Source organism: Achromobacter sp. D7-1 (assembly GCF_059760445.1).
On record NZ_JCBAMT010000023.1, the window covers coordinates 1 to 18,785 of the forward strand.

The 18,785-nt window shown below is 66.3% G+C and carries 21 protein-coding genes and 1 pseudogene; 13 read left to right on the plus strand and 9 right to left on the minus strand.

Annotation, left to right across the window (positions count from 1 at the left end; genetic code table 11):
- Nucleotides 1-89 precede the first annotated feature (89 nt).
- The 3 genes from AC6LKD_RS12410 to AC6LKD_RS12420 form a co-directional block, all read right to left on the minus strand.
- Entirely contained in the window at nucleotides 90-1,424 is a 1,335-nt protein-coding gene (locus tag AC6LKD_RS12410) for an MFS transporter (protein ID WP_498116386.1), read from the minus strand.
- A 45-nt stretch (nucleotides 1,425-1,469) separates the two neighbouring features.
- Nucleotides 1,470-2,141 carry a hypothetical protein gene (locus tag AC6LKD_RS12415; RefSeq protein WP_498116387.1) on the minus strand — a complete coding sequence of 224 codons (672 nt, stop codon included), beginning with the start codon at nucleotides 2,139-2,141 and terminating at the stop codon, nucleotides 1,470-1,472.
- A 126-nt stretch (nucleotides 2,142-2,267) separates the two neighbouring features.
- Nucleotides 2,268-3,179, minus strand: a complete 912-nt coding sequence (locus AC6LKD_RS12420; RefSeq protein ID WP_492276600.1) for a LysR family transcriptional regulator — start codon at nucleotides 3,177-3,179, stop codon at nucleotides 2,268-2,270.
- Nucleotides 3,180-3,541: 362 nt separating this feature from the next.
- On the opposite strand from AC6LKD_RS12420, the gene AC6LKD_RS12425 reads away from it, so the two are divergent.
- Complete coding sequence (locus AC6LKD_RS12425) at nucleotides 3,542-4,249, plus strand: GntR family transcriptional regulator (RefSeq protein WP_013395193.1); 708 nt, start codon at nucleotides 3,542-3,544, stop codon at nucleotides 4,247-4,249.
- A 36-nt stretch (nucleotides 4,250-4,285) separates the two neighbouring features.
- On the opposite strand, the gene AC6LKD_RS12430 is transcribed toward AC6LKD_RS12425, so the two are convergent.
- Nucleotides 4,286-4,816 (minus strand): antibiotic biosynthesis monooxygenase, encoded by a 531-nt coding sequence (locus tag AC6LKD_RS12430; protein WP_013395194.1) that lies wholly within the window; start codon nucleotides 4,814-4,816, stop codon nucleotides 4,286-4,288.
- Between the two features lie 338 nt (nucleotides 4,817-5,154).
- On the opposite strand from AC6LKD_RS12430, the gene AC6LKD_RS12435 reads away from it, so the two are divergent.
- The 3 genes and pseudogenes from AC6LKD_RS12435 (at nucleotide 5,155) to AC6LKD_RS12445 (ending at nucleotide 7,175) form a co-directional block, all read left to right on the plus strand.
- On the plus strand, nucleotides 5,155-5,709 hold the full coding sequence (locus AC6LKD_RS12435; RefSeq protein ID WP_013395195.1) for an NADPH-dependent FMN reductase: 555 nt from the start codon (nucleotides 5,155-5,157) through the stop codon (nucleotides 5,707-5,709).
- A gap of 147 nt (nucleotides 5,710-5,856) precedes the next feature.
- Nucleotides 5,857-6,012 (plus strand): annotated as a pseudogene (locus AC6LKD_RS12440) (integrase); the annotation flags it as partial.
- Nucleotides 6,009-7,175 (plus strand): PDDEXK nuclease domain-containing protein, encoded by a 1,167-nt coding sequence (locus AC6LKD_RS12445; protein ID WP_498116388.1) that lies wholly within the window; start codon nucleotides 6,009-6,011, stop codon nucleotides 7,173-7,175. The pseudogene AC6LKD_RS12440 and the gene AC6LKD_RS12445, both read left to right, overlap by 4 nt.
- 634 nt (nucleotides 7,176-7,809) lie before the next feature.
- Here AC6LKD_RS12445 and AC6LKD_RS12450 read toward each other — a convergent pair.
- On the minus strand, nucleotides 7,810-8,025 hold the full coding sequence (locus AC6LKD_RS12450) for a dodecin (protein WP_013395198.1): 216 nt from the start codon (nucleotides 8,023-8,025) through the stop codon (nucleotides 7,810-7,812).
- Nucleotides 8,026-8,213: 188 nt separating this feature from the next.
- Between AC6LKD_RS12450 and AC6LKD_RS12455 the strand changes: the two genes are divergently transcribed.
- Nucleotides 8,214-8,720: a DUF6496 domain-containing protein gene (locus tag AC6LKD_RS12455; RefSeq protein ID WP_013395199.1), complete on the plus strand. Its 507-nt coding sequence runs from the start codon at nucleotides 8,214-8,216 to the stop codon at nucleotides 8,718-8,720.
- 26 nt (nucleotides 8,721-8,746) lie between these two features.
- Here the strand turns inward: AC6LKD_RS12455 and AC6LKD_RS12460 are convergent, their stop codons facing one another.
- Entirely contained in the window at nucleotides 8,747-9,649 is a 903-nt protein-coding gene (locus AC6LKD_RS12460; RefSeq protein ID WP_013395200.1) for a LysR family transcriptional regulator, read from the minus strand.
- A 113-nt stretch (nucleotides 9,650-9,762) separates the two neighbouring features.
- On the opposite strand from AC6LKD_RS12460, the gene AC6LKD_RS12465 reads away from it, so the two are divergent.
- The 3 genes from AC6LKD_RS12465 (at nucleotide 9,763) to AC6LKD_RS12475 (ending at nucleotide 11,984) form a co-directional block, all read left to right on the plus strand.
- Complete coding sequence (locus tag AC6LKD_RS12465) at nucleotides 9,763-10,557, plus strand: SDR family NAD(P)-dependent oxidoreductase (protein WP_013395201.1); 795 nt, start codon at nucleotides 9,763-9,765, stop codon at nucleotides 10,555-10,557.
- A gap of 15 nt (nucleotides 10,558-10,572) precedes the next feature.
- Nucleotides 10,573-11,586, plus strand: coding sequence for a zinc-binding alcohol dehydrogenase family protein (locus AC6LKD_RS12470; RefSeq protein WP_492276604.1), 1,014 nt, complete (start codon nucleotides 10,573-10,575; stop codon nucleotides 11,584-11,586).
- Nucleotides 11,587-11,750: 164 nt separating this feature from the next.
- Nucleotides 11,751-11,984: a hypothetical protein gene (locus AC6LKD_RS12475; RefSeq protein ID WP_013395203.1), complete on the plus strand. Its 234-nt coding sequence runs from the start codon at nucleotides 11,751-11,753 to the stop codon at nucleotides 11,982-11,984.
- A gap of 51 nt (nucleotides 11,985-12,035) precedes the next feature.
- Here AC6LKD_RS12475 and AC6LKD_RS12480 read toward each other — a convergent pair whose 3' ends face one another.
- The 3 genes from AC6LKD_RS12480 to AC6LKD_RS12490 form a co-directional block, all read right to left on the minus strand.
- The gene (locus AC6LKD_RS12480) at nucleotides 12,036-12,392 is read right to left on the minus strand and encodes a hypothetical protein (RefSeq protein WP_013395204.1); all 357 of its coding nucleotides are present in this window, start codon (nucleotides 12,390-12,392) and stop codon (nucleotides 12,036-12,038) included.
- Nucleotides 12,393-12,467: 75 nt separating this feature from the next.
- Entirely contained in the window at nucleotides 12,468-13,376 is a 909-nt protein-coding gene (locus AC6LKD_RS12485) for an aldose epimerase family protein (RefSeq protein WP_498116389.1), read from the minus strand.
- A gap of 88 nt (nucleotides 13,377-13,464) precedes the next feature.
- A complete protein-coding gene (locus AC6LKD_RS12490; RefSeq protein WP_498116390.1) occupies nucleotides 13,465-14,355 on the minus strand; it encodes a LysR substrate-binding domain-containing protein in 891 nt (296 codons plus the stop codon).
- A gap of 121 nt (nucleotides 14,356-14,476) precedes the next feature.
- Here AC6LKD_RS12490 and AC6LKD_RS12495 point away from each other — a divergent pair, with 121 nt between their 5' ends.
- The 5 genes from AC6LKD_RS12495 to AC6LKD_RS12515 all read left to right on the plus strand — a co-directional run bounded on the left by AC6LKD_RS12495 (nucleotide 14,477) and on the right by AC6LKD_RS12515 (nucleotide 18,730).
- Nucleotides 14,477-15,265, plus strand: coding sequence for a 3-hydroxybutyrate dehydrogenase (locus tag AC6LKD_RS12495; RefSeq protein WP_013395207.1), 789 nt, complete (start codon nucleotides 14,477-14,479; stop codon nucleotides 15,263-15,265).
- A gap of 76 nt (nucleotides 15,266-15,341) precedes the next feature.
- Nucleotides 15,342-16,652, plus strand: coding sequence for a fumarylacetoacetase (gene fahA / locus AC6LKD_RS12500; RefSeq protein WP_498116391.1), 1,311 nt, complete (start codon nucleotides 15,342-15,344; stop codon nucleotides 16,650-16,652).
- A gap of 71 nt (nucleotides 16,653-16,723) precedes the next feature.
- Complete coding sequence (locus AC6LKD_RS12505; protein ID WP_492276609.1) at nucleotides 16,724-17,683, plus strand: tripartite tricarboxylate transporter substrate binding protein; 960 nt, start codon at nucleotides 16,724-16,726, stop codon at nucleotides 17,681-17,683.
- A gap of 232 nt (nucleotides 17,684-17,915) precedes the next feature.
- Complete coding sequence (locus AC6LKD_RS12510; protein ID WP_013395210.1) at nucleotides 17,916-18,323, plus strand: hypothetical protein; 408 nt, start codon at nucleotides 17,916-17,918, stop codon at nucleotides 18,321-18,323.
- Between the two features lie 74 nt (nucleotides 18,324-18,397).
- Entirely contained in the window at nucleotides 18,398-18,730 is a 333-nt protein-coding gene (locus AC6LKD_RS12515; protein ID WP_013395211.1) for a hypothetical protein, read from the plus strand.
- Nucleotides 18,731-18,785: the final 55 nt, after the last annotated feature.

Below are 18,785 nucleotides of genomic sequence, written 5' to 3' on the forward strand. Positions count from 1 at the left end.
CGCTTTACTGCTGAAGTCTTTTGTTTTTTAATGTACCGGGCACCAGCATACATCCCCCCAAAAGGGTGGCGGGCGGCGGGGCCAGTTTTTTAAAAGACCCCCCCCCGGCCCTGAAGGGGACCCTGGCCCGTCCCCCTGGGGCCCGCCCCCCCCCCCGCCGTCACCGCCAATGCGGCCGCCACGTACAGCGAGATCGCAAAGGTCGAGTTCCAGGACTTGAACAGGCTGGCGATGATCAGCGGCGCGAACCCACCGCCGACGATGCCGGCCAGCGTGTATGCCAGCGAAGACCCCGCATAGCGCACGCGGCCCGGGAACTGCTCGGTGACGAATGCGGCCTGCGGGCCGTACATCAGCGCGTGGATCAGCAGGCCCACCACCACCGCCGCGCAGATGGCGATGGGATGCGCGGTGTCCATCAGCACGAAGAAGACGAAGGCCCAGATCATGCCCAGCACTGCGCCTGCCAGGTACACCGGACGCCGGCCGATCTTGTCGGATAGATGCCCGCACAGCGGCACCGCAAGCGCATTCAGCGCGGCGCCCAGCATGGTGGCAGTCAGGGCCATCGGCCGCGACAGGTGCAGCACCGTCGTCACGTAAGTCAGCGTGAACACCACCACCAGCGCATAGAGCACGTCGGAACCGATGCGCGAGCCGCCGGCGATCAGCAGCTGGCGCCAATACTGTCCCAGCACTTCCTTGATGGGAGTGGCGGCGGTTTCGCGCTTCTGTTCCATTTCCAGGAATACAGGCGTCTCTTCAACGCCGCGGCGCAGCCACAGGCCGAACAGCACCAGCGCCACGCTGGAGACGAACGGCAGGCGCCAGCCCCAGGCCTGGAAGTCCTCGGGGCTGAGGAAGGCCGAGACCGCCGCGATGAAGCCCGTGCCTATCAGCGTGCCGCAGGACGGTCCGATCTGCGTGAACGAAGCGTTGCGCCCGCGCTGGTCCGGCTTGCCGTGCTCCATCGACAGCAGCACCGCGCCGGCCCATTCGCCGCCCAGGGCCACGCCCTGCACGAAGCGCAAGGCCACCAGCGCCACCGGCGCCCACACGCCCCAGGACGCGTAGGTCGGCAACAGCCCCATCAGGCCGGTGGAAATGCCCATGATGACCAGGGTGGCGACCAGGACGAACTTGCGCCCCAGCCGGTCGCCCAGATGCCCGAAGACAAAGCCGCCCAACGGCCGCGACACGTAGCCCACGGCATAGGTGGAAAAAGCCAGGATGGTGCCCGTCAGCGGGTCGAAGGACGGAAAGAAGATGGCGTTGAATACCAACGCCGCCATAAGGTTGTAGATGGTGAAGTCGTACCACTCCAGCGTGGTGCCGACCGAACTGGCCAGAGCCAGCCTGCGCATCTTGTTGGGCGCCGCAGCGGTCTTGATCGCCGCGGCGTCGTACAAGGTTTCTTCAGCCATGGGGTTCCCCTTGAATATGATGTTTGCTGCCAGGCCACGACGGGCTTAGCGCAGGTCGCCAGCCGTCAGCTTCCAGCCCAGTTCCAGCAGCCAGGCGCCGGACGGATCGGTATCGAAAGCGCTGCAGGCCTGGTCGCGCAAGGCATGCGCGGCCGCCGCGGAGCTCGCCTCCACCACGAACAGGGGCGCCAGCACGCGGTTCTCGGCGGACTCGCGCGGCAGGGGCGTGCTGAGCGCCGCATCCGGCACCAGCAGATAGGACTGCACGAAGCCGTCGGCCTCTGCCAGCTGGGCGCCCAGCGCGCTGGCCCGGACGACCTGCGCCTCGCCGTCGCCAGTCGCCGGCAGCGGCAGGACCACGAGTTCGCTGCCGGAGCCGAAGCCGGTCACGGCCCGCACGGCGCAGACGCGGCGCATGGGATCGCGCATCCGGTCCAGGTTGGTCACCGACCATGCGGTCTGGCGTTCGAACGCCGCGCGGTAATCGGACGTAGTGAAGGCCGCCAGCGATTCGGTGCGGTACAGGCCCAGGTACTTACGGCAGCCCTGCCGCGACAGGTAGCGCGCGCCCGACAGGAAGCCGGGGATGCGCACGCGCTCTTCCACGTGCTCGCGGTCGTACCAGCGGTTGAAATCGGCGTCGTGGGCGGGGTCGGCGTCAGTAGCGACGAACAGCAGGCCGTGAGGCGGGAGAGATGATTCGGTGTGCGTGCTCATGGGCGGAAGACAGGAAATTCCTTCGATTGCGGAAGGCTCCATCTTCAGCCGGCCGACTGGCGGCGGACAAACGAGTAATTTTTCTGCGCGGCAACAGAATTACTGAAAGACGCCCTAGGGATAACACTATTGCGCCGAGCCCAATCGCGGCGCGGTGACCGAGGAGGTGAACTGGTCCGAAGCGCGGCTGGCGAGCTCGGCCACCAGCCGGATCGCATCCGACCCGGCGCTTTCCAGATAGCTCACCACCAGCAGCTGGGGCGGCACCGGAATGTCGCAGCGGATGATCTGCACTTCGCCGCGCGCCACGTACTCGTAGATGGGCGGCAGCGGCACCAGCGCGCGGCCGAATCCGCTGCGCACCAGCCGCGCCAGCGCGGAGATCGAACTGACGCAATGCACCTTGCCCTGCGGCATGCCGACTTCGCGGTACAGGGCCTTGAGCGCTTCGTGCGGCTGCGATCCCGGACTCATGGTCAGCACCGGCTCGCTCAGCAGTTGCTGCGCGGTCAGCGCTTCCTCGTCGCCGGCCGGCCCGACCCAGCCCATCTCCATGGGCAGGCAGGTAGTGCTGATGATGCCGCTGTCGTTCAGCAGATCGGTCTGCAACGCGATGTCGAGCGTCCCTTCACGCAGGCCGCGGTGCAGGGCCCGCGTGGTCTCGGACGTGAGCTGCACTTCGATGCCCGGATAGGTGGAGCGCAGATTGGTCAGGAATCCGATCAGCCAGGTATGCACCACGGTCTCGATGGCGCCGATGCGCACCAGGCCGAAGACCTCGTCGCCGCCCTTGCCCAGCGACAGGATCTGCTGGCGGATCTCCAGCAGCCGCTCGCCGTAGTCCAGCAGCCGGGTGCCGGTGGCGGTCAGCCTGAGTTCCTTGGCGTCGCGCTCGAACAGGCGCGCGCCGATGTCCTCTTCCAGCGAGGCGATGCGGTTGGCCACGGCGGCCTGGGTGATGTGCAGGCGGTCGCTTGCCGCCCGGAAACTGCCCAGGCGCGCCGACCACAGAAAGGCTTCGACAAAACGCGTATTCATCTCGGTACGACGCGGCAAGGCATCGCGCAAGGGTTCAGAACCCCGGAGCGGCAAGCTCCGATCCCTCCACATGCTACCGCCATAAGGCCGGACGCGGCATGGGCTGCGGTGTGTCCGCATCAATGGTGCGTCGCGCACCAAAGTGGCTCAGGCGCGGCACCAGCGCGGGGCCGCCTGGCCCGCTCCCGAGCGCCGGCCTCACGGCCGGCAGTTGGCACGGCTCTTGCTTGATGCCTGGTATGCCAGCTTGTCCACCAGCGCCGCTTTCCGCGCACACCAGGAGTCCCGCATGATCCGCCGCAACGCGTCCGCCGCCGTCAACGCTCCCCGCGCTCGTTGAACCACCGATCCGAGGCCACTACATGGGAACCGCCTTTGCCATCATCGACATACCGCGCACGCTGGCCGATACCGCATACGGCACGCTGAAACGGGACATCCTGGACTTCCGGCTGGCGCCGGGCGACCGCTTTACCGAAACCGAAATCGCCGACCGCCTCCAGGTCAGCCGCACGCCAGTGCGAGAAGCCCTGTTCCGCCTGGAGCGCGAAGGCTATCTGGAGGTGCGGCAGCGCAACGGCTGGTTGGTCAAGCCGCTGGACTTCAACACGCTAGACCACTTCTACGAGCTGCGCAGCGTGCTGGAAGCGGCCGCCGTGCAGGCGCTGTGCGTGTCCGCCAGCGCCACTGGGCGGCAGCGCGCGCTGCGCCCGTTGGCCGACCTCTGGCTGGTCGACGAAAGCGAGCGCTCCAGCGATTGCGAGCGGCTGGCGGATCTGGACGAGCGCTTCCACATTGATCTGGTCGCCGCCGCCGGCAACCCGGAGATCGCACGAGTGCATCGCGCCGCCACCGAACGCCTTCGCATCGTGCACCGTTTGGCATTCACCGTGCCCGAGCGCATCGGCAAGGTTTACGAAGAGCACGCCGCCACACTCGAAGCCGCGCTGGCCGGCGACGCGCCACGCGCGATGGCGCTGCTGCACGTGCATATCCAGGGCAGCCAGGCCGCGGCGCGCGAGATCACGCTGCACCGCCTGCATGCCGCCCGCGGCGCACGCGCGGCATGACGTCTGCCCACGCGGGCGGTGCGCGCCCACCGCGCCTCAGCCCGCGCGCAGCCAGCGATGCAGCAGGCGGAACACCAGGGGCATGCAGAGGTACACCATGACCGGCGTCAGGGCCACGCTGGTGATCAGCACGCGCCAGAACACCGGCAGGAGGCTCAGCGGTTCGCTGGCCAGAATGGAAAACGCCAGCAGCACCGGAAAATAAGCCAGCCAGATGCTGACGGCCTGTTTCCAACGCGGCGGCGCGCTGGTCCTGGGCGCGAACCAATCGTCCGTGCCGCTGACGCGGCGCTCGTGGCTGGCGCGCACCAGCGCCGCGCCGCGTTCCAGCCACATGCGGCGCGGCAGGGAGTTTTCCCAGCGGCCGAGGCTGGCCGCGTCGGCAAAGCGCAGCACGATCTGATACTGGTCTCCGCCCTCCGGCGGCTGCAGCACGCCCGAGCCGAGAAAGCCTGGAAAGCCTGCGGCGAGGATTTCGCCCTGGCGCATCCAGGACAGGAAATCGCCATAGCGTTCGGGGGTGATGCGCCGGGTGACCAACAAGGTGATCGGGGCGGGACTGGACATGGCGGAACTCCTGGGACGGCGCGCAGCTTGTTATGCGGTACTCATGCAGTATCAACGCAGTATTAACCCTAGCAAGCGGCATGCCAGGACTGTCTGCCCTCGCTGCGGCCCCGCCATGGCATGCGACCGGGTTGCGGCGAGCGAGACTGCGCACCGCGTGGCACACCACTATGGTGAAGCACCCGCATTCCGCACCACGCTGGTGCCTCTCGCGGCCAGAGCTGCGACGACATCAGGGCGTCATGATCCTGAATAACCATATCCGCGATCGTGATTGAGCGTGCCTGCGTACAGGTCTACACTGAGATTCCCCGTCCACCCCTTGGAGCCTGCGCCCCATGAGCACCTATAAGATTGCCGTTTTCGTCGGAAGCCTGCGCGCTGCCTCGTTCAACCTGCGGCTGGCCCGCGCGCTGGAAAAACTGGTGCCCGCGGACTTCAAGTTCGAATACGTGAGCCTGGGCGACGTGCCGCTCTATAACCAGGACAACGAGAACAACCTGCCCGCCCCCGCCGCCAAGCTCAAGCAGCAGATCGCCGACGCCCAGGGCATCCTGTTCGTTTCGCCCGAGCACAACCGCTCCGTGCCGGCTGCCATCAAGAACGCCATCGACTGGGGTTCGCGTCCCTGGGGCCAGAACTCCTGGACCGGCAAGGCCGTCGGCATCGTCGGCACCTCGCCCAGCGCCGCCGGCACCGCCCTGATGCAGCAGCACCTGCGCAACATCCTGGCCGCCGAGGGCGCCAATGCACTGACCACGCCGGAAGTCTTCCTGCAATTCACGGAAGGCCTGGTCGACGACCAGTACAACATCACCAACGAAGGCACCCGCAAATTCCTGCAAGGCTGGGTGGACCGCTACGTGGACTGGATCAAGAAGTTCAACGCCTGATCGCCGCCGCTGCCGGCGCGGGCTCCTCCCGGCCGGCAGAGATCGCCCGTCTACCTCCGGGCGATCCAGCCCCCCGATACGTCGGGGGGCTTTTTTTGGTTCAACGATGACTCCAGTACCGCAATTCGCCGGATTACGCCAAGGCTAGAGGTGGGCATGAAGCTCACAGGCCACAAGACCGTGGCGATGTTTATGCACTATGTTCATACCGAGGACAAACCGGTGCGGGATGCGGCCGAACTGGTGGCGAATCGGCGGCTTCCGATTATCGGGGCCTCCCGTTCTATGGAGGCAACAACATGACAAGGAAGACGCCTGTGGCAGCGGAGAAACGCGCCGCCCTACCGGCTGGCTATGTCGGCATCCACGGTGGCATTGTGGAGTTACTGGATGCTGCGCGCCGGGCAGCGGCGCGCAGCGTCAATGCGCTAATGACGGCCAGCTATTGGGAGATTGGCCGCCGAATCGTGGAAGCTGAGCAGAAAGGCAGGCGGCGGGCCGGTTACGGCGAGCAGTTGATGGAGCGGTTGTCCGCCGATCTGACGGCTCGATTCGGTCGCGGCTTCGGCGTCAACAACCTGGAAAGCATGCGGCGTTTCTTCCTCGCCTACCCCCAGCCCGAGATTTCCCAGACACTGTCTGGGAAATTGGAAAACGAGCCTCCCGCAGAGAAATCCCAGACAGTGTCTGGGAAATTAAGCCTGTCCGAACTGGCCCAGGTCTTCACCCTGCCGTGGTCGGCCTATGTTCGGCTGCTTTCGGTCAAGGATGACCATGCCCGCCGGTTCTACGAGGCCGAGGCGCTGCGTGGGGGCTGGAGCGTGCGTCAGCTCGATCGGCAGATCGGAAGCCAATTCTACGAACGCACTGCCCTGTCCAAAGACAAAACGGCGATGCTGCTCAAGGGTTCTGTCGCCAAGCCCGAGGATGCAGTCACGCCCAACGACGCGATCAAAGACCCGTATGTGCTGGAGTTCCTCGACCTCAAGGACGAGTATTCAGAATCCGACCTGGAAGCGGCCTTGATCCAGCGCCTGGAAGACTTCCTGTTGGAGCTGGGCGAAGGCTTCACCTTCGTCGGGCGGCAGCGCCGGCTACGCATCGACCAGACTTGGTATCGGGTGGATCTGTTGTTCTTCCATCGCAAGCTGCGTTGCCTGGTCATCATCGACCTGAAGCTGGGCAGCCTGACCCATGCCGATGTCGGTCAGATGCATATGTATTGCAACTATGCCAAAGAGCATTGGGCCTACCCGGATGAGAACCCGCCGGTGGGCCTCATCCTGTGTGCCGACAAGGGCCATGCTCTGGCGCGGTATGCGCTCGATGGCTTGCCGACCAAGGTGATGGCCGCCAACTATCGGACGGTGCTGCCGGATGCCGAGTTGTTGCAGAAAGAGTTGGAGGACACGCGGCGTCTACTGGAATCGCGCGCTTTGAAGAAGCCCGAGCAATCCCAGCGATAGCCGGGCGTCCCGGTGTGCGCTACTGCGCGGCGTGGGGGCTCACACTTATCCCCGCCATCTGTGGAGAAGGTTGAGGACAGCCTTGGGGCATAGTGAAAATCCCCTTTCCCGCCAGGCACTTGCAAGTGCCGATCAAAAATTGCGCAATCATCCTTTTGGATGATTTTTGGCCCACTTATCCACTGAAATCGGGATGAACCGGCGGACTTGCGCCGCAACCGCAAGGCAATGTGCATTTGTCCCCGCGTTCTGTGGAAAAGCATGAGGACAGTATGAGGGCAGGTCGGAAATCCCCTTGCATATCAAGCGCCTGCAAGGGGTGGTCAAGAATGGCTCAAACGCCGTATCGACGTGCCTCGGTTGTCCCCGGCAAATGTGGATAAGCCTGAGGACAGTATGAGGGCAGCCTGCAAAATGCCTTACAGGCCAAGCACTTGCAGGGGCCGCTCAAGAAACGCTCAAGTCCCCCGGCCCGGCGATGCCGCGACGATAGAGGACGGCGGGAGACGAAAGCGAGACAGGCTTGTCCCCACCGAATGTGGACAAGCCTCTGCACAGTCGGATAACAAGCTGAAAAAACCTTTATCCGACAATCACTTGGAAGGCGTGCTCAAGAAAGGAGCAGCAAGCGGACTCACTCGTTCCCTTCCAGCCGCATGCCTATCTTCAAGCCGACCTGCCAGTGCGCCACCTTGCCGTCCTTGATGTGGCCGCGCACTTCGGTGACTTCGAACCAATCCAGGTTGCGTAGCGTCTCGGACGCGCGCGCAATGGCCTGGGCAATGGCATCGTCGGTGGACTTGGTGGAAGAGCCCACCAGTTCGATCTGCTTGTAGACATGATTCGACATAGCTCGTCTCCGCTTAGGGGGTGAGTCGTGCATCGTCGGCCTGGCGGCGGTGTTCCGGCGCTTACGACCGGCAATCCATTCGAACACACAGCATACGCCCACGGCGCTAGAGTGGTGTTACGAGTTCCGTCGCACCGGCCTCGGCGCGGCGGAGCGCGTTCCCGCAACGCAAGCAAGGAGGTGCCGTCATGCCTGAACGAAAAACCCTGGAACGAGCGGCGCGCGACAAACGCCAAGGAAAATCCGCTTCCACGCAGGCCGGAGAATTCGTGCGCGAGGAAATCGAACACGTGCGCGAAGGCAAGCACGGCGTGCGCTCCACCAAGCAGGCCATCGCGATCGGGCTGTCCAAGGCGCGCCGCGCTGGCGTGGCGCTGCCCACGCCCAAGAAGGCCAGCGCAGCAACCAAGCGCAAAGCCAAGCAGGACAGCGATGCGGCCCATGACGGACATGCCAAGTCCACCAAACGCGCCAAGGCCACCACCACCGCCCTGAAGAAGGAAAGCGCCAAGCCCGCGTCGCGCACCGCCTTGTCGCGACAGGCCAGCGCCTCGGCATCCAAGCGTAGCGCCGCCGCCCGCTCGGCCGCGGCCAAAAAGGCTGCCGCCACCAAGGGCGCTGCAGGCCGTTCCGCAGCCGCGAAGAAGGCCGCCCGCACGCGCGCGGCGAACCAGCGGGCCAGCCACGCGCATTGAGGCGTAAGGCGATCTATGAGGCCGGGCTAGCCGGCCTCGAACGCCTTGAAGCGCTCGTGCAGGAACTCGCGCAGGCGCTTGACCGCCGGCGACAGCAGCATGCGGTGCACGCACAGCAGATACAGCGGCGAGGGCTCGCTGGTGTAGTCGGCCAGGACTTCGATGAGCCGGCCCGCCCGCAGATCGGCCAGCACGTCATAGCGTGATTTGTAGGCCAGGCCATGGCCGGCCAGCGCCCATCGGCGCACCAGTTCGCCGTCATCGCCCACGCGGTCCCCCTTGACCGGGACGGTGAGCGCGGCGCCCTCGTGCCTGAAGGCCCAGCGGTCATGCAGGGTTTCGCCCAGCACGAAGGACAGGCAGTTGTGGCGGCGCAGGTCATCGGGCACTTGCGGCACGCCATGGCGCGCCAGATAGGCGGGCGAAGCGCAGACGACGCGGCGGTTGTGCTCGGACAGAGGCAGCGCCACCAGCCCGGAGTCGTTCGGCGTGCCATAGCGCACCGCCAGATCGACCGGCTGCCGGTACAGGTCTGCCAGGCGGTCGCTGATGCGCACCTGGAGGTTGACGCGCGGATGCCGCTCCTGGAACTCGTCCAGCCACGGCAACAGCACATGGCGGCCCAGGTCGGACGGGATGGACAAGGACAGGGTGCCGGAGATCTCCGTCTTGTTGCGCGCCACGGCGTTGCGGCCCGCTTCCAGCGCCGACAGCGCCGAGCGGGCATGCTCCAGATAGCGTTCGCCGTCGCTGGTCAGCCTGAGACTGCGCGTCGAACGCACGAACAGGCGCGCCTCCAGGGCCAGTTCCAGGCGCTTGAGCGCCGCGCTGGCGACGGCGGGCGTCAGGTCCAGTTCGCGCGCGGCGGCGGAAAAGCTGCCCTGGTCCGCCGCCGCCATGAATATCCTCAGATCCTCGAAGCGCACCATGCCGGCCTCATTTTCAAAAAATTATTGAAACTGAGTGCGATGCTAGCCGCTTTTTCCCCGCTCTGGACTGGGTAATCATGGCTGCATTCCCCCGACACGCAAGGAGCCACCCCATGAAAATCGAACTGAACGGCAAGAAGGCCCTGGTCACCGGATCGTCCGGCGGCATCGGCCTGGCCATCGCCGCGGGCCTGGCCGAGGCCGGCGCCGAAGTCGTGCTGCACGGCCGCAGCGCCGACAAGCTGGCGCAGGCCGCCGCCTCGCTCGCGCAGCAGTTTCCCGCTGCCCGCGTGAGCACCGTGCAGGCCGACCTCGCCACCGCCGACGGCGCGGCCGCGGTCTCGGCCGCCCATCCCGACGTGGATATCCTGGTCAACAACGCCGGCTACTTCGCGCCCAAGTCCTTTACCGAAATCACGGACGACGACTGGCAATACATGCTGGACACCAACGTCATGAGCGGCGTGCGCCTGTCGCGCTATTACCTGCCGCGCATGCTGGCCGCCGGCTGGGGCCGCATGGTCTTCATCTCCAGCGAATCCGGCGTGCAGATCCCCGCGGAAATGATCCACTACGGCGTCAGCAAGACCGCCTTGCTGGGCGTGTCGCGCGGGCTGGCCGAATTGACCGCCGGCACCGGCGTCACCGTCAATGCCGTGCTGCCCGGCCCCACGCGTTCGGAAGGCGTGTCGGACTTCTTCGCAGAAATGGCCAAGGAGCAAGGCGTGACGCAAGACCAGATGGAACGCGACTTCATCGCCCAGCACCGCCCCACTTCGCTGCTGCGGCGCCTGGCCACGGTGGAAGAAGTGGCCAACATGGTCGTCTACACCTGCTCGACGCAAGCCGCGGCCACCAATGGCGCCGCGCTGCGCGTGGACGGCGGCGTCGTGCGCTCCATCATCTGATCACGGCCTGAACCCATGAAAGCCATCGCCTACTTCAAGAACCTGCCCGCCGACCACCCCGAAGCGCTGCAGGACATCACCCTCGCCGACCCCGTACCCGGCGAGCGCGACCTGCTGGTCGAGGTCCGCGCCATTTCGGTCAACCCGGTGGACGTGAAGATCCGCGCCAACCGCAAGCCCAAGGACGGCCAGCCCGAGGTCATAGGCTGGGATGCCGCCGGCATCGTGCGCGCGGTGGGCGCCAAGACCAGCCTCTTCAAGCCCGGCGACCGCGTCTGGTATGCGGGCGCGTTGAACCGCCCCGGGGCCAACAGCGAGCTGCATGCGGTCGACGAGCGCATCGTCGGCCGCATGCCCGCCAGCCTGGACTTTGCCCAGGCCGCGGCGCTGCCGCTCACCACCATCACCGCCTGGGAACTGCTGTTCGACCGGCTGCGCGTGCTGGATAACGGCGCGCCCAGCCAGGGCAGCCTGCTGGTCATCGGCGCCGCAGGCGGCGTGGGATCCATCCTGGTGCAGCTGGCGCGCCAGCTGACCGGCCTGACGGTGATCGGCACCGCCTCGCGACCAGAAACTCAGGCCTGGGTACGCGAACTGGGCGCGCATCACGTCATCGACCACAGCCAGCTGCTGGCCGCCGAACTCAAGCGCATCGGCTTCCAGCACGTCAGCCACATCGCCGGCCTGACCCAGACCGATCAGCACTTCGCGCAGATGGCCGAAGCGATCGCGCCGCAAGGCAAGATCGCCTTGATCGACGATCCCGCCGCGATCGACGTGCGCCTGCTCAAATCCAAGTCGGCGTCGCTGCATTGGGAGTTCATGTTCGCACGCCCGCTGCACGGCACGCCCGACATGATCGCGCAGCACGAACTGCTGAATCAGGCCGCCCGCCTGATCGACGAAGGCACATTGCGCACCACGCTGGGCGCGCACTACGGCAAGATCAACGCCGAGAACCTGCGTCGCGCCCACGCCTTCATCGAAAGCGGCAAGGCACAGGGGAAGATCGTGCTGGAAGGTTTCTAGGATGCCCGCGTCATGCCTCGCCGCCAACCGCGGCGGGGCATCTCGCAATTGCAAGCAGAAAGCAGTACAAACTCGACTGCGCGCAATCGCATGCGCAACGCCATCGGGAGTCTCTTCTGCTCGACCACATTCTCAATCAGACGCTTGACCCCCTGCTCTGGGGTATGGTGGCCTTTACCCTGCTGATGCTGAGGCTGGCGCCCCTGCAAGGCTGGAAGGCCGTCATCGTCGCCGGCATCACGGCGGGGCTGGTCTTCGACACCATCCAGTTCCGCGTAGGCCCGCCGCGCCTGTGGGACGCGCTGGTGCTGGGTTCGGTGCTGGCCGCCTTGCTGGCGGCTGCCGTGCTGGAACTTCTGTTCCTGCTGCTGCGCCGCTCGCGCCCCGAGCGGGCCTGAGGCGGCAGGCAAGCCTGCGGTCCGGACCGCAGGCGCCTCGCGCGCACGCCGTCAGGCGCGCCCTTCCCGCTTGGCGCGGGCATGAGGATCGTTGATCTCGGCCTCCAGTTCGGCGATCAGCCACTCCAACCAGCCGTTTTCGCTGCGCGCGTAAACCACCGCGGCGGGCGTCTTGCCGCTGCGCCAGCCCGGCTGATGCGCATCCATCCACGCGCCCAGGCTCTTGTGCGGCGCCAGCAGGCCCGACAGCCAGGACCACAGGTAATCGGGCACGTTGCGGCGGAATCCTTGCGCGCAGGCGTAGAGGGTGGGCTCAAGCGGCAGGTTGCCGGCGCGCGCCAGCCTGGCCTGCACGCGGCGCAGGGTCTCGGCTGCGGCCTGCAATTGTTCGGTGCTGAGCTTTTTCATTCGAGGACTCCTGATCTTGGTTTGCCCGGATTATCGCCGCAGGCAGCGGCGCTTTCCAAGCGCCGCTTGCAACCATCAGGAACGCGCCGCCCGGGGCGGCTCCAGGCCCAGCAACGCGGTCGCGCTGAAGCGCGCGCCCGGTTCCAGCACTCGCATGCCGGTGCGCGCCTCGCCGCCCGCCGCCAGGTTGAACGCGTCCGCCACATTGGTGACCGGCTCCACGCACAGGAACTCCGAGCCCGCCGCCGTGTACACCACCAGGTGCGCAAAGGCCGGATCGGCATGCAGCGACAACTGATGCCCATCTGGCCAATGCAGGGTGGCCCGCCCTTCCCACTGCGACAGATAGGTATCGCAGCCGCTGGCCGAGCGCCGCAGTTCGCGCACGTGCACAGCCTTGCTGCCGGCAGGCAGTCCCTCTGCGTCCGCGGTCCACTCGCGGCGCGCATGCAGCGTGACGCGTTCGGCCGTGAAATAAGGATGCAGCCCCAGGCCGCAGGGCATGGACGTGTCGCCCAGATTGACGATGGACAGCGCCACGCTCAGGCCGCGCGCGTCCAGCTGATAGCGCTGCACGCATTCGAAGGGCCAGGGCCAGCCCAGCACGCCGGCGGGCTGCGCCAACACCAGGTCGACGCTGTCCGCGCTCAGGCTGCGCACGCTCCACGCCTGATACAGGCCCGCGCCATGGATCGCATGAGGTCGGCCGGGCACGGATTGCAACGCGTGCCTGGCGCCGTTGAAAGTGAACACGCCGTCGCGGATGCGGTTGGAGTACGGCGCCAGCGGATATGAGCCTGCCCGCGGCCAGCTCCCGGCGGGCCATTGCGTGTCGGTCAGCGGCACGATCCAGTCGTGCGCACCCGTGGACAGCCGGGTCAGGCGACCGCCGCCGCCCGGCGCGAATTCGGCCTGGTGCGGGCCGCTGGCGATGGTGATGCGCTCGCTGGCGTCGAGCGTGGCCGGGACGGATAAAGCCTGCATTTGAATGAAACTCCGGCGGCGGAAACGGGGCCGCGCGCTGCGATTGTGCCGTCCCCGGACTGGCGGGCGCAAGCGACTGCCGGACGCCTCATCCCGCCTCGGCTTCGACGCCGCACAACGCCAGCAGCCGGCTCAACGCAGGATTCCGGTTGGTCTCCAACCAGGCGATGCCATGCTGCAGCTTGGGCGCGTCCGCCGGCAACGGGCGGAACACCACGCCCTCCATGTTGAGGGACTCGATGTCCCGCGGAATGATGGCCACGCCGGTGCCGGCCGCGACCAGGCACAGCAGGGTCTGGGACGCTTCCGTTTCCCGCACCACGCGCGGCAGGAAACCCGCCTCCAGGCAGATGGCGTCCATTGCGCCGCGCAGGTGGAAGCCCTTGCCCGAGGGATAGGCGATGAACGGCTCTTGCGCAAGATCCGCGACGCCCAGCTCGGCCTTGCTCGCCAGCGGATGCGCATCGGCCAGCGCGATGGAAAACTCGCTGAGCATGAACCCGTGCGACACGATGTGTTTGCCCTCCAGGGGCAGAAAGCACAGCGCCGCATCCAGCGTGCCGTCCAGCAGTTTCAGACGCAGTTCGCCAGTCGGCAGCGGCCCCTGGATGTCCAGCGCGATATCGCTGTATAGGCGCCGGCAGTCGCGCACCAGCCCCGGCAGGCGCACATGGCTGGCGCGTCCGGTATAGCCCAGCCGCAGACTGCCGGTCTCGCCCCGGCCGGCCTTGCGGCAGGCCTCCACCGCGCCGTCCAACTGCCGGAACATGGGCTGGATGCTGTCCAGGAACACGCGGCCCGCCACCGTCAGCGCGACCTTGCGCGTGCTGCGGTCGAACAGCTTCACGCCCAGTTCCTCTTCCAGTTCGCGGATGCGCTGGCTCAAAGGAGGTTGGGCGATGTGCAAGCGCAGGGCGGCGCGGGTGAAGTTCAGTTCCGTGGCAAGGACCATGAAGCTATGCAGGTGGCGCAGTTCCATGTCGGGTATCGGTTATTGATATTCCATGAATATAAATGATGTTCCGATAATAAATTGGACGACTCAATCCCCAAGCCCTAACCTGCCACGCATCCAATAAACACACAGCGTGGAGACAAGCATGGCTGATCTTTCGGGGCGGGTGGCCCTGGTAACCGGTTCGACCAGCGGCATCGGCCTGGCCGTGGCGCGGCGCCTGGCGCGCTCCGGCGCGACGCTGGTGCTCAATGGCCTGGCCGACGCTGCCGCAGCCGATGCGCTTTGCGCCGAGTTCCGCGACACCTATGGCGTGCCGGTCCGCTTCCAGCCCTGCGACCTGCGCAAGCCGGCCGAGATCGAGGCCATGATGGCCGAGCTGAACCAGGTCTATGGCGCGCTGGATATCCTGGTCAACAACGCCGGCATCCAGCATGTGAGCCAGATCGAGGCCTTTCCGGTCGACAAGTGGGACGACATGATCGCCGTCAACCTGTCGGCCAGCTTCCACACCATGCGCACCGCGCTGCCGGCCATGCGCGCGCGCAACTGGGGCCGCATCGTCAACATGGCGTCCATCAGCGGCTTGCGCGGCCGCGCCGGCAAGACCGGCTACAACGCCACCAAGCACGGCCTGATCGGCCTGACCAAATCCGTGGCGCTGGAAACCGCGCAGACCGCCATCACCTGCAACGCCATCTGCCCCGGCTGGGTACACACGCCGCTGGTGCAGAAGCAGATCGACGCGCTGGCCGAACGCGAAGGGCTGGACAATGCCGCGGCCACAAACAGGCTGCTCGGCCTGCGCCAGCCTTCGGGCAAGTTCGTCACCCTGGAACAGATTGCCGGCCTGTGCGAATTCTTCTGCTCGCCCGACGCCGACGAAGTCCGCGGCGTGGCCTGGGCCATGGACGGCGGCACCACCGCAGCCTGAAGCCGCAGCGGCGGCCTCCATTGAACATGCGCGCAGGCCGCGCAGCGATACCGACAACGCCCCCGAGGAGTACAAGATGCTGGACCACACCCACGCGCCCACCGCCAAGAGCTGGGTCGACGGCGCCGACGGCCATCCGGATTTCCCGTTGCAGAATCTGCCGATGGGCGTGTTCCGCCACGATGGCGGCACGCCGCGAATCGGCGTCGCCATCGGCGAGCAGGTGCTGGATGTCCGGGCCGCCGTGGAACTGGGCCTGCTGGACGAGCTGGAGCCGGCCGCGCGCCAAGCGCTATCGACGCACAGGCTCAACGACTGGATGGCCTTGCGCGCCGCCGCCCGCAAGGCCGTGCGGCACGCCCTGTTCGCGCTGCTGGACGCCGCACACCCTGCCAGCGCGCGGCACGCGACGCAGGCCGCGCGCCTGCTACATCCGCAGGCCGAATGCGAGCTGCTGCTGCCTGCGGACGTGGGCGACTACACCGATTTCTATGCCGGCATCCATCACGCCAGCCACGTGGGCAAGCTGTTCCGGCCCAACAACCCGCTGATGCCGAACTACAAGCACGTGCCTATCGCCTATCACGGCCGCGCCTCCTCCATCTGCGCCTCCGACACGCCCGTGCGGCGGCCGCGCGGCCAGGTGAGGACGGCGACCGGCGTCGACGTCCCGGCCTACCGGCCGTCGGCGCAGCTGGACTTCGAACTCGAACTGGCGATCTGGATCGGCCCCGGCAACGCGCTCGGCGAGCCCGTGCCGCTGGAGCAGGCCGCCGGCCACGTGGCCGGCTATGGCCTGTTGAACGACTGGTCAGCCCGCGACATCCAGGCTTGGGAATACCAGCCGCTAGGCCCCTTCCAGGGCAAGAATTTCGCGTCCACGGTTTCGCCCTGGGTGGTGACTGCCGAAGCGCTGGCCCCGTTCCGCAGCGCCGCGATGGCGCGCGGCGATGGCGATCCTGAACTGCTGCCCTATCTGCGCAACGCCGACGACGCCGCCACGGGCGGACTGGCCATCGCGCTGCAAGCGTGGCTGTCCACGCCGCTGATGCGTGAACGCTCGCAAGCGCCGCAACGGCTGGCGGCATCCGATGCGCGCCATCTGTACTGGACTCCGGCGCAGATGGTGGCGCAGCACACGCTGGGCGGCTGCAACCTGCGCCCGGGCGACTTGCTGGGCTCGGGCACCATCTCCACGCCCGACGACAGCGGCCACGGCAGCCTGCTCGAACTGACGCATGGCGGCAAACAGCCCATTACCCTGCCCTCGGGCGAAACCCGGCTGTTCCTGGAGGCCGGAGACGAAGTCACCCTGACGGCCCATTGCAGCCGCGAGGGTTTCCAGTGCATCGGCTTCGGTGCAAGCCGGGCGCGCATTATCGATTGACGTTCAATACCAGGCATCCCGCTAGACCTGGAGCCGGCCGGCGAGCCGGCGGCACACAAAGGAGGAATGACATGAAGAAGATCTTGGCAGCAGGCATGATGGTCCTGGCAAGCGCAAGCAGCGCCCCCGCGCTGGCGCAGGACTTCCCCAACCACCCGATCCGCCTGATCATCCCCTACTCCGCCGGCGGCGTCACCGACGTGGTCGGCCGCGCCCTGGCCGAGCAGTCCGGCAAGCGCCTCGGCCAGACCTTGGTGGTCGAAAACAAGACCGGCGCCAACGGCACGCTGGGCGCCACCCAGATGCTCAACACCGCGCCCGACGGCTATACCGTCACCATGGTGCCCATCGGCATCTTCCGCATGCCGCACATCACCGGCACGCGCTACGACCCGATCAAGGACCTGACCTACATCTCGATGATCGCCGGCTACAACTACTACGTCGCAGTCGCCGCGGACTCGCCCTGGAAGACGCTGGACGACCTGGTCGCCTACGCCAAGTCCAAGCCCGACACGATTTCCTATGGCACGCCGGGCGCCTACAGCAGCCAGCACATCGCCATGGTGCAGCTGGGCGAAGCCGCCCAGGCCAAGTGGACCCACGTCCCTTACAAGGGCGACGCCGACGCGCTGACCGCCATGCTGGGCGGCCACATCCAGGTGCTGGTCGGCGCCAGCACCATCCTGCCCTACGTGGCCTCGGGCAAGGTCCGCATCCTTGCGTCGCTGGGCGACAAGCGTTCGCCGGACCTGCCGGACGTACCCACCCTGAAGGAAGCCGGCTATCCCGTGGTGCACACCTCGCCTTTCGGCATCGCCGGCCCCAAGGGCATGGACCCGGCCGTTATCGCCAAGCTCGACGGCGCCTTCCGCGACACCCTCAAGGACGAGGCTTTCCTCGCCCTGCTACGCCAGTCCGGCGTGTCGCCGCAATACATGGATACCGCGACCTACACCAAGGCTGCCCAGGCCAGCGCGGAGACGGAGCGTGAGGTCATCAAGAAGTTGGGGAACATCATGAACAAATGAGGTACAGGCAAGGTCCGCGTGCGTCGGATCCAACGCCCCCTCAACTGTAATAAAACGTAAAATCCCAAGTACCCAAGAAACGCCCCAGCAATGGGGCGTTTTCCGTTGGGCTGGATTCCGGCGCACGCGGGATGTGGAATACACGCCACACCCCCCACTTTCCATGTCGGCGACCTGCTGGCATCATGCGGCGCGTAGGGCACCTGTCAAGCATCTGAACAAGGAAGAAAAAGTGCGATTCAGTTTTCTCAAGGCCCTGCTAGTCTGCCTGTGCGGCGCCATGCTGAGCGCCTGCACCACCTGGGACGTGGCGATGCTGCGCCACAAGGGCAAGCCAGTCAACGACATCGTGACCGAGTGGGGCGTCCCCGATCGCGTGTACGCCAGTGAAGACCTGCCGATCGGGCAATTGGTCTACATGTGGCAGACCTCCGGCGAAGTCTCGTGGGACGAGGCCGTCGGCAGCTTCTACGTTCCCCCGCCGGGCGGCGTCAGCTACGGCTTCGGCAACAACACGGGCACCATCTACCAGCGCCGCACCGGCGTCGCCAGCTGCTACACCATGCTCCACGTCGACGAGAAGGGCATCGTCGTCGGCGGCGACCTCGTCAACAACGGCACGACCTGCAAAATGTGGTGATGGCGGCGCCAGGCGGATCGCCCATGCGCCTCGCCAACCGGCCTCCCATCGGACAACCCGCAAGAGAATTCCTGATGACGAACATGAAAACCACCCTCATCCCCTTGCTCGCCCTAGCTCTGCTGTCCGGCCCTGCCTTCGGCGCCGAGAAAAAGCCCACGGAAGGCGACATTTCCCGGGCTATCGCCTATACCGACGTGATGCGCGCCTACGCCTACAGCAAGCAAGCCGCTGAGTTCAAGGCACGCTTCGACAAGATCGGCCCGGGCGCCGACGGTCTGGAAGCCATGACCAATGCAGCCAACCTCATGAGCCTGGCAAACCAGGCCATGCGCGCGGCCTGCGCACGCGAACCGCACTATGTGGAAAAAGGCATCGAGGCCTTCCGCTGCAGCAAGATCAAGTAGCCGGTCTTGAACAAGCCGTTTGAACCGCCGTTGCAGAACTGACGGCGATTGCAAT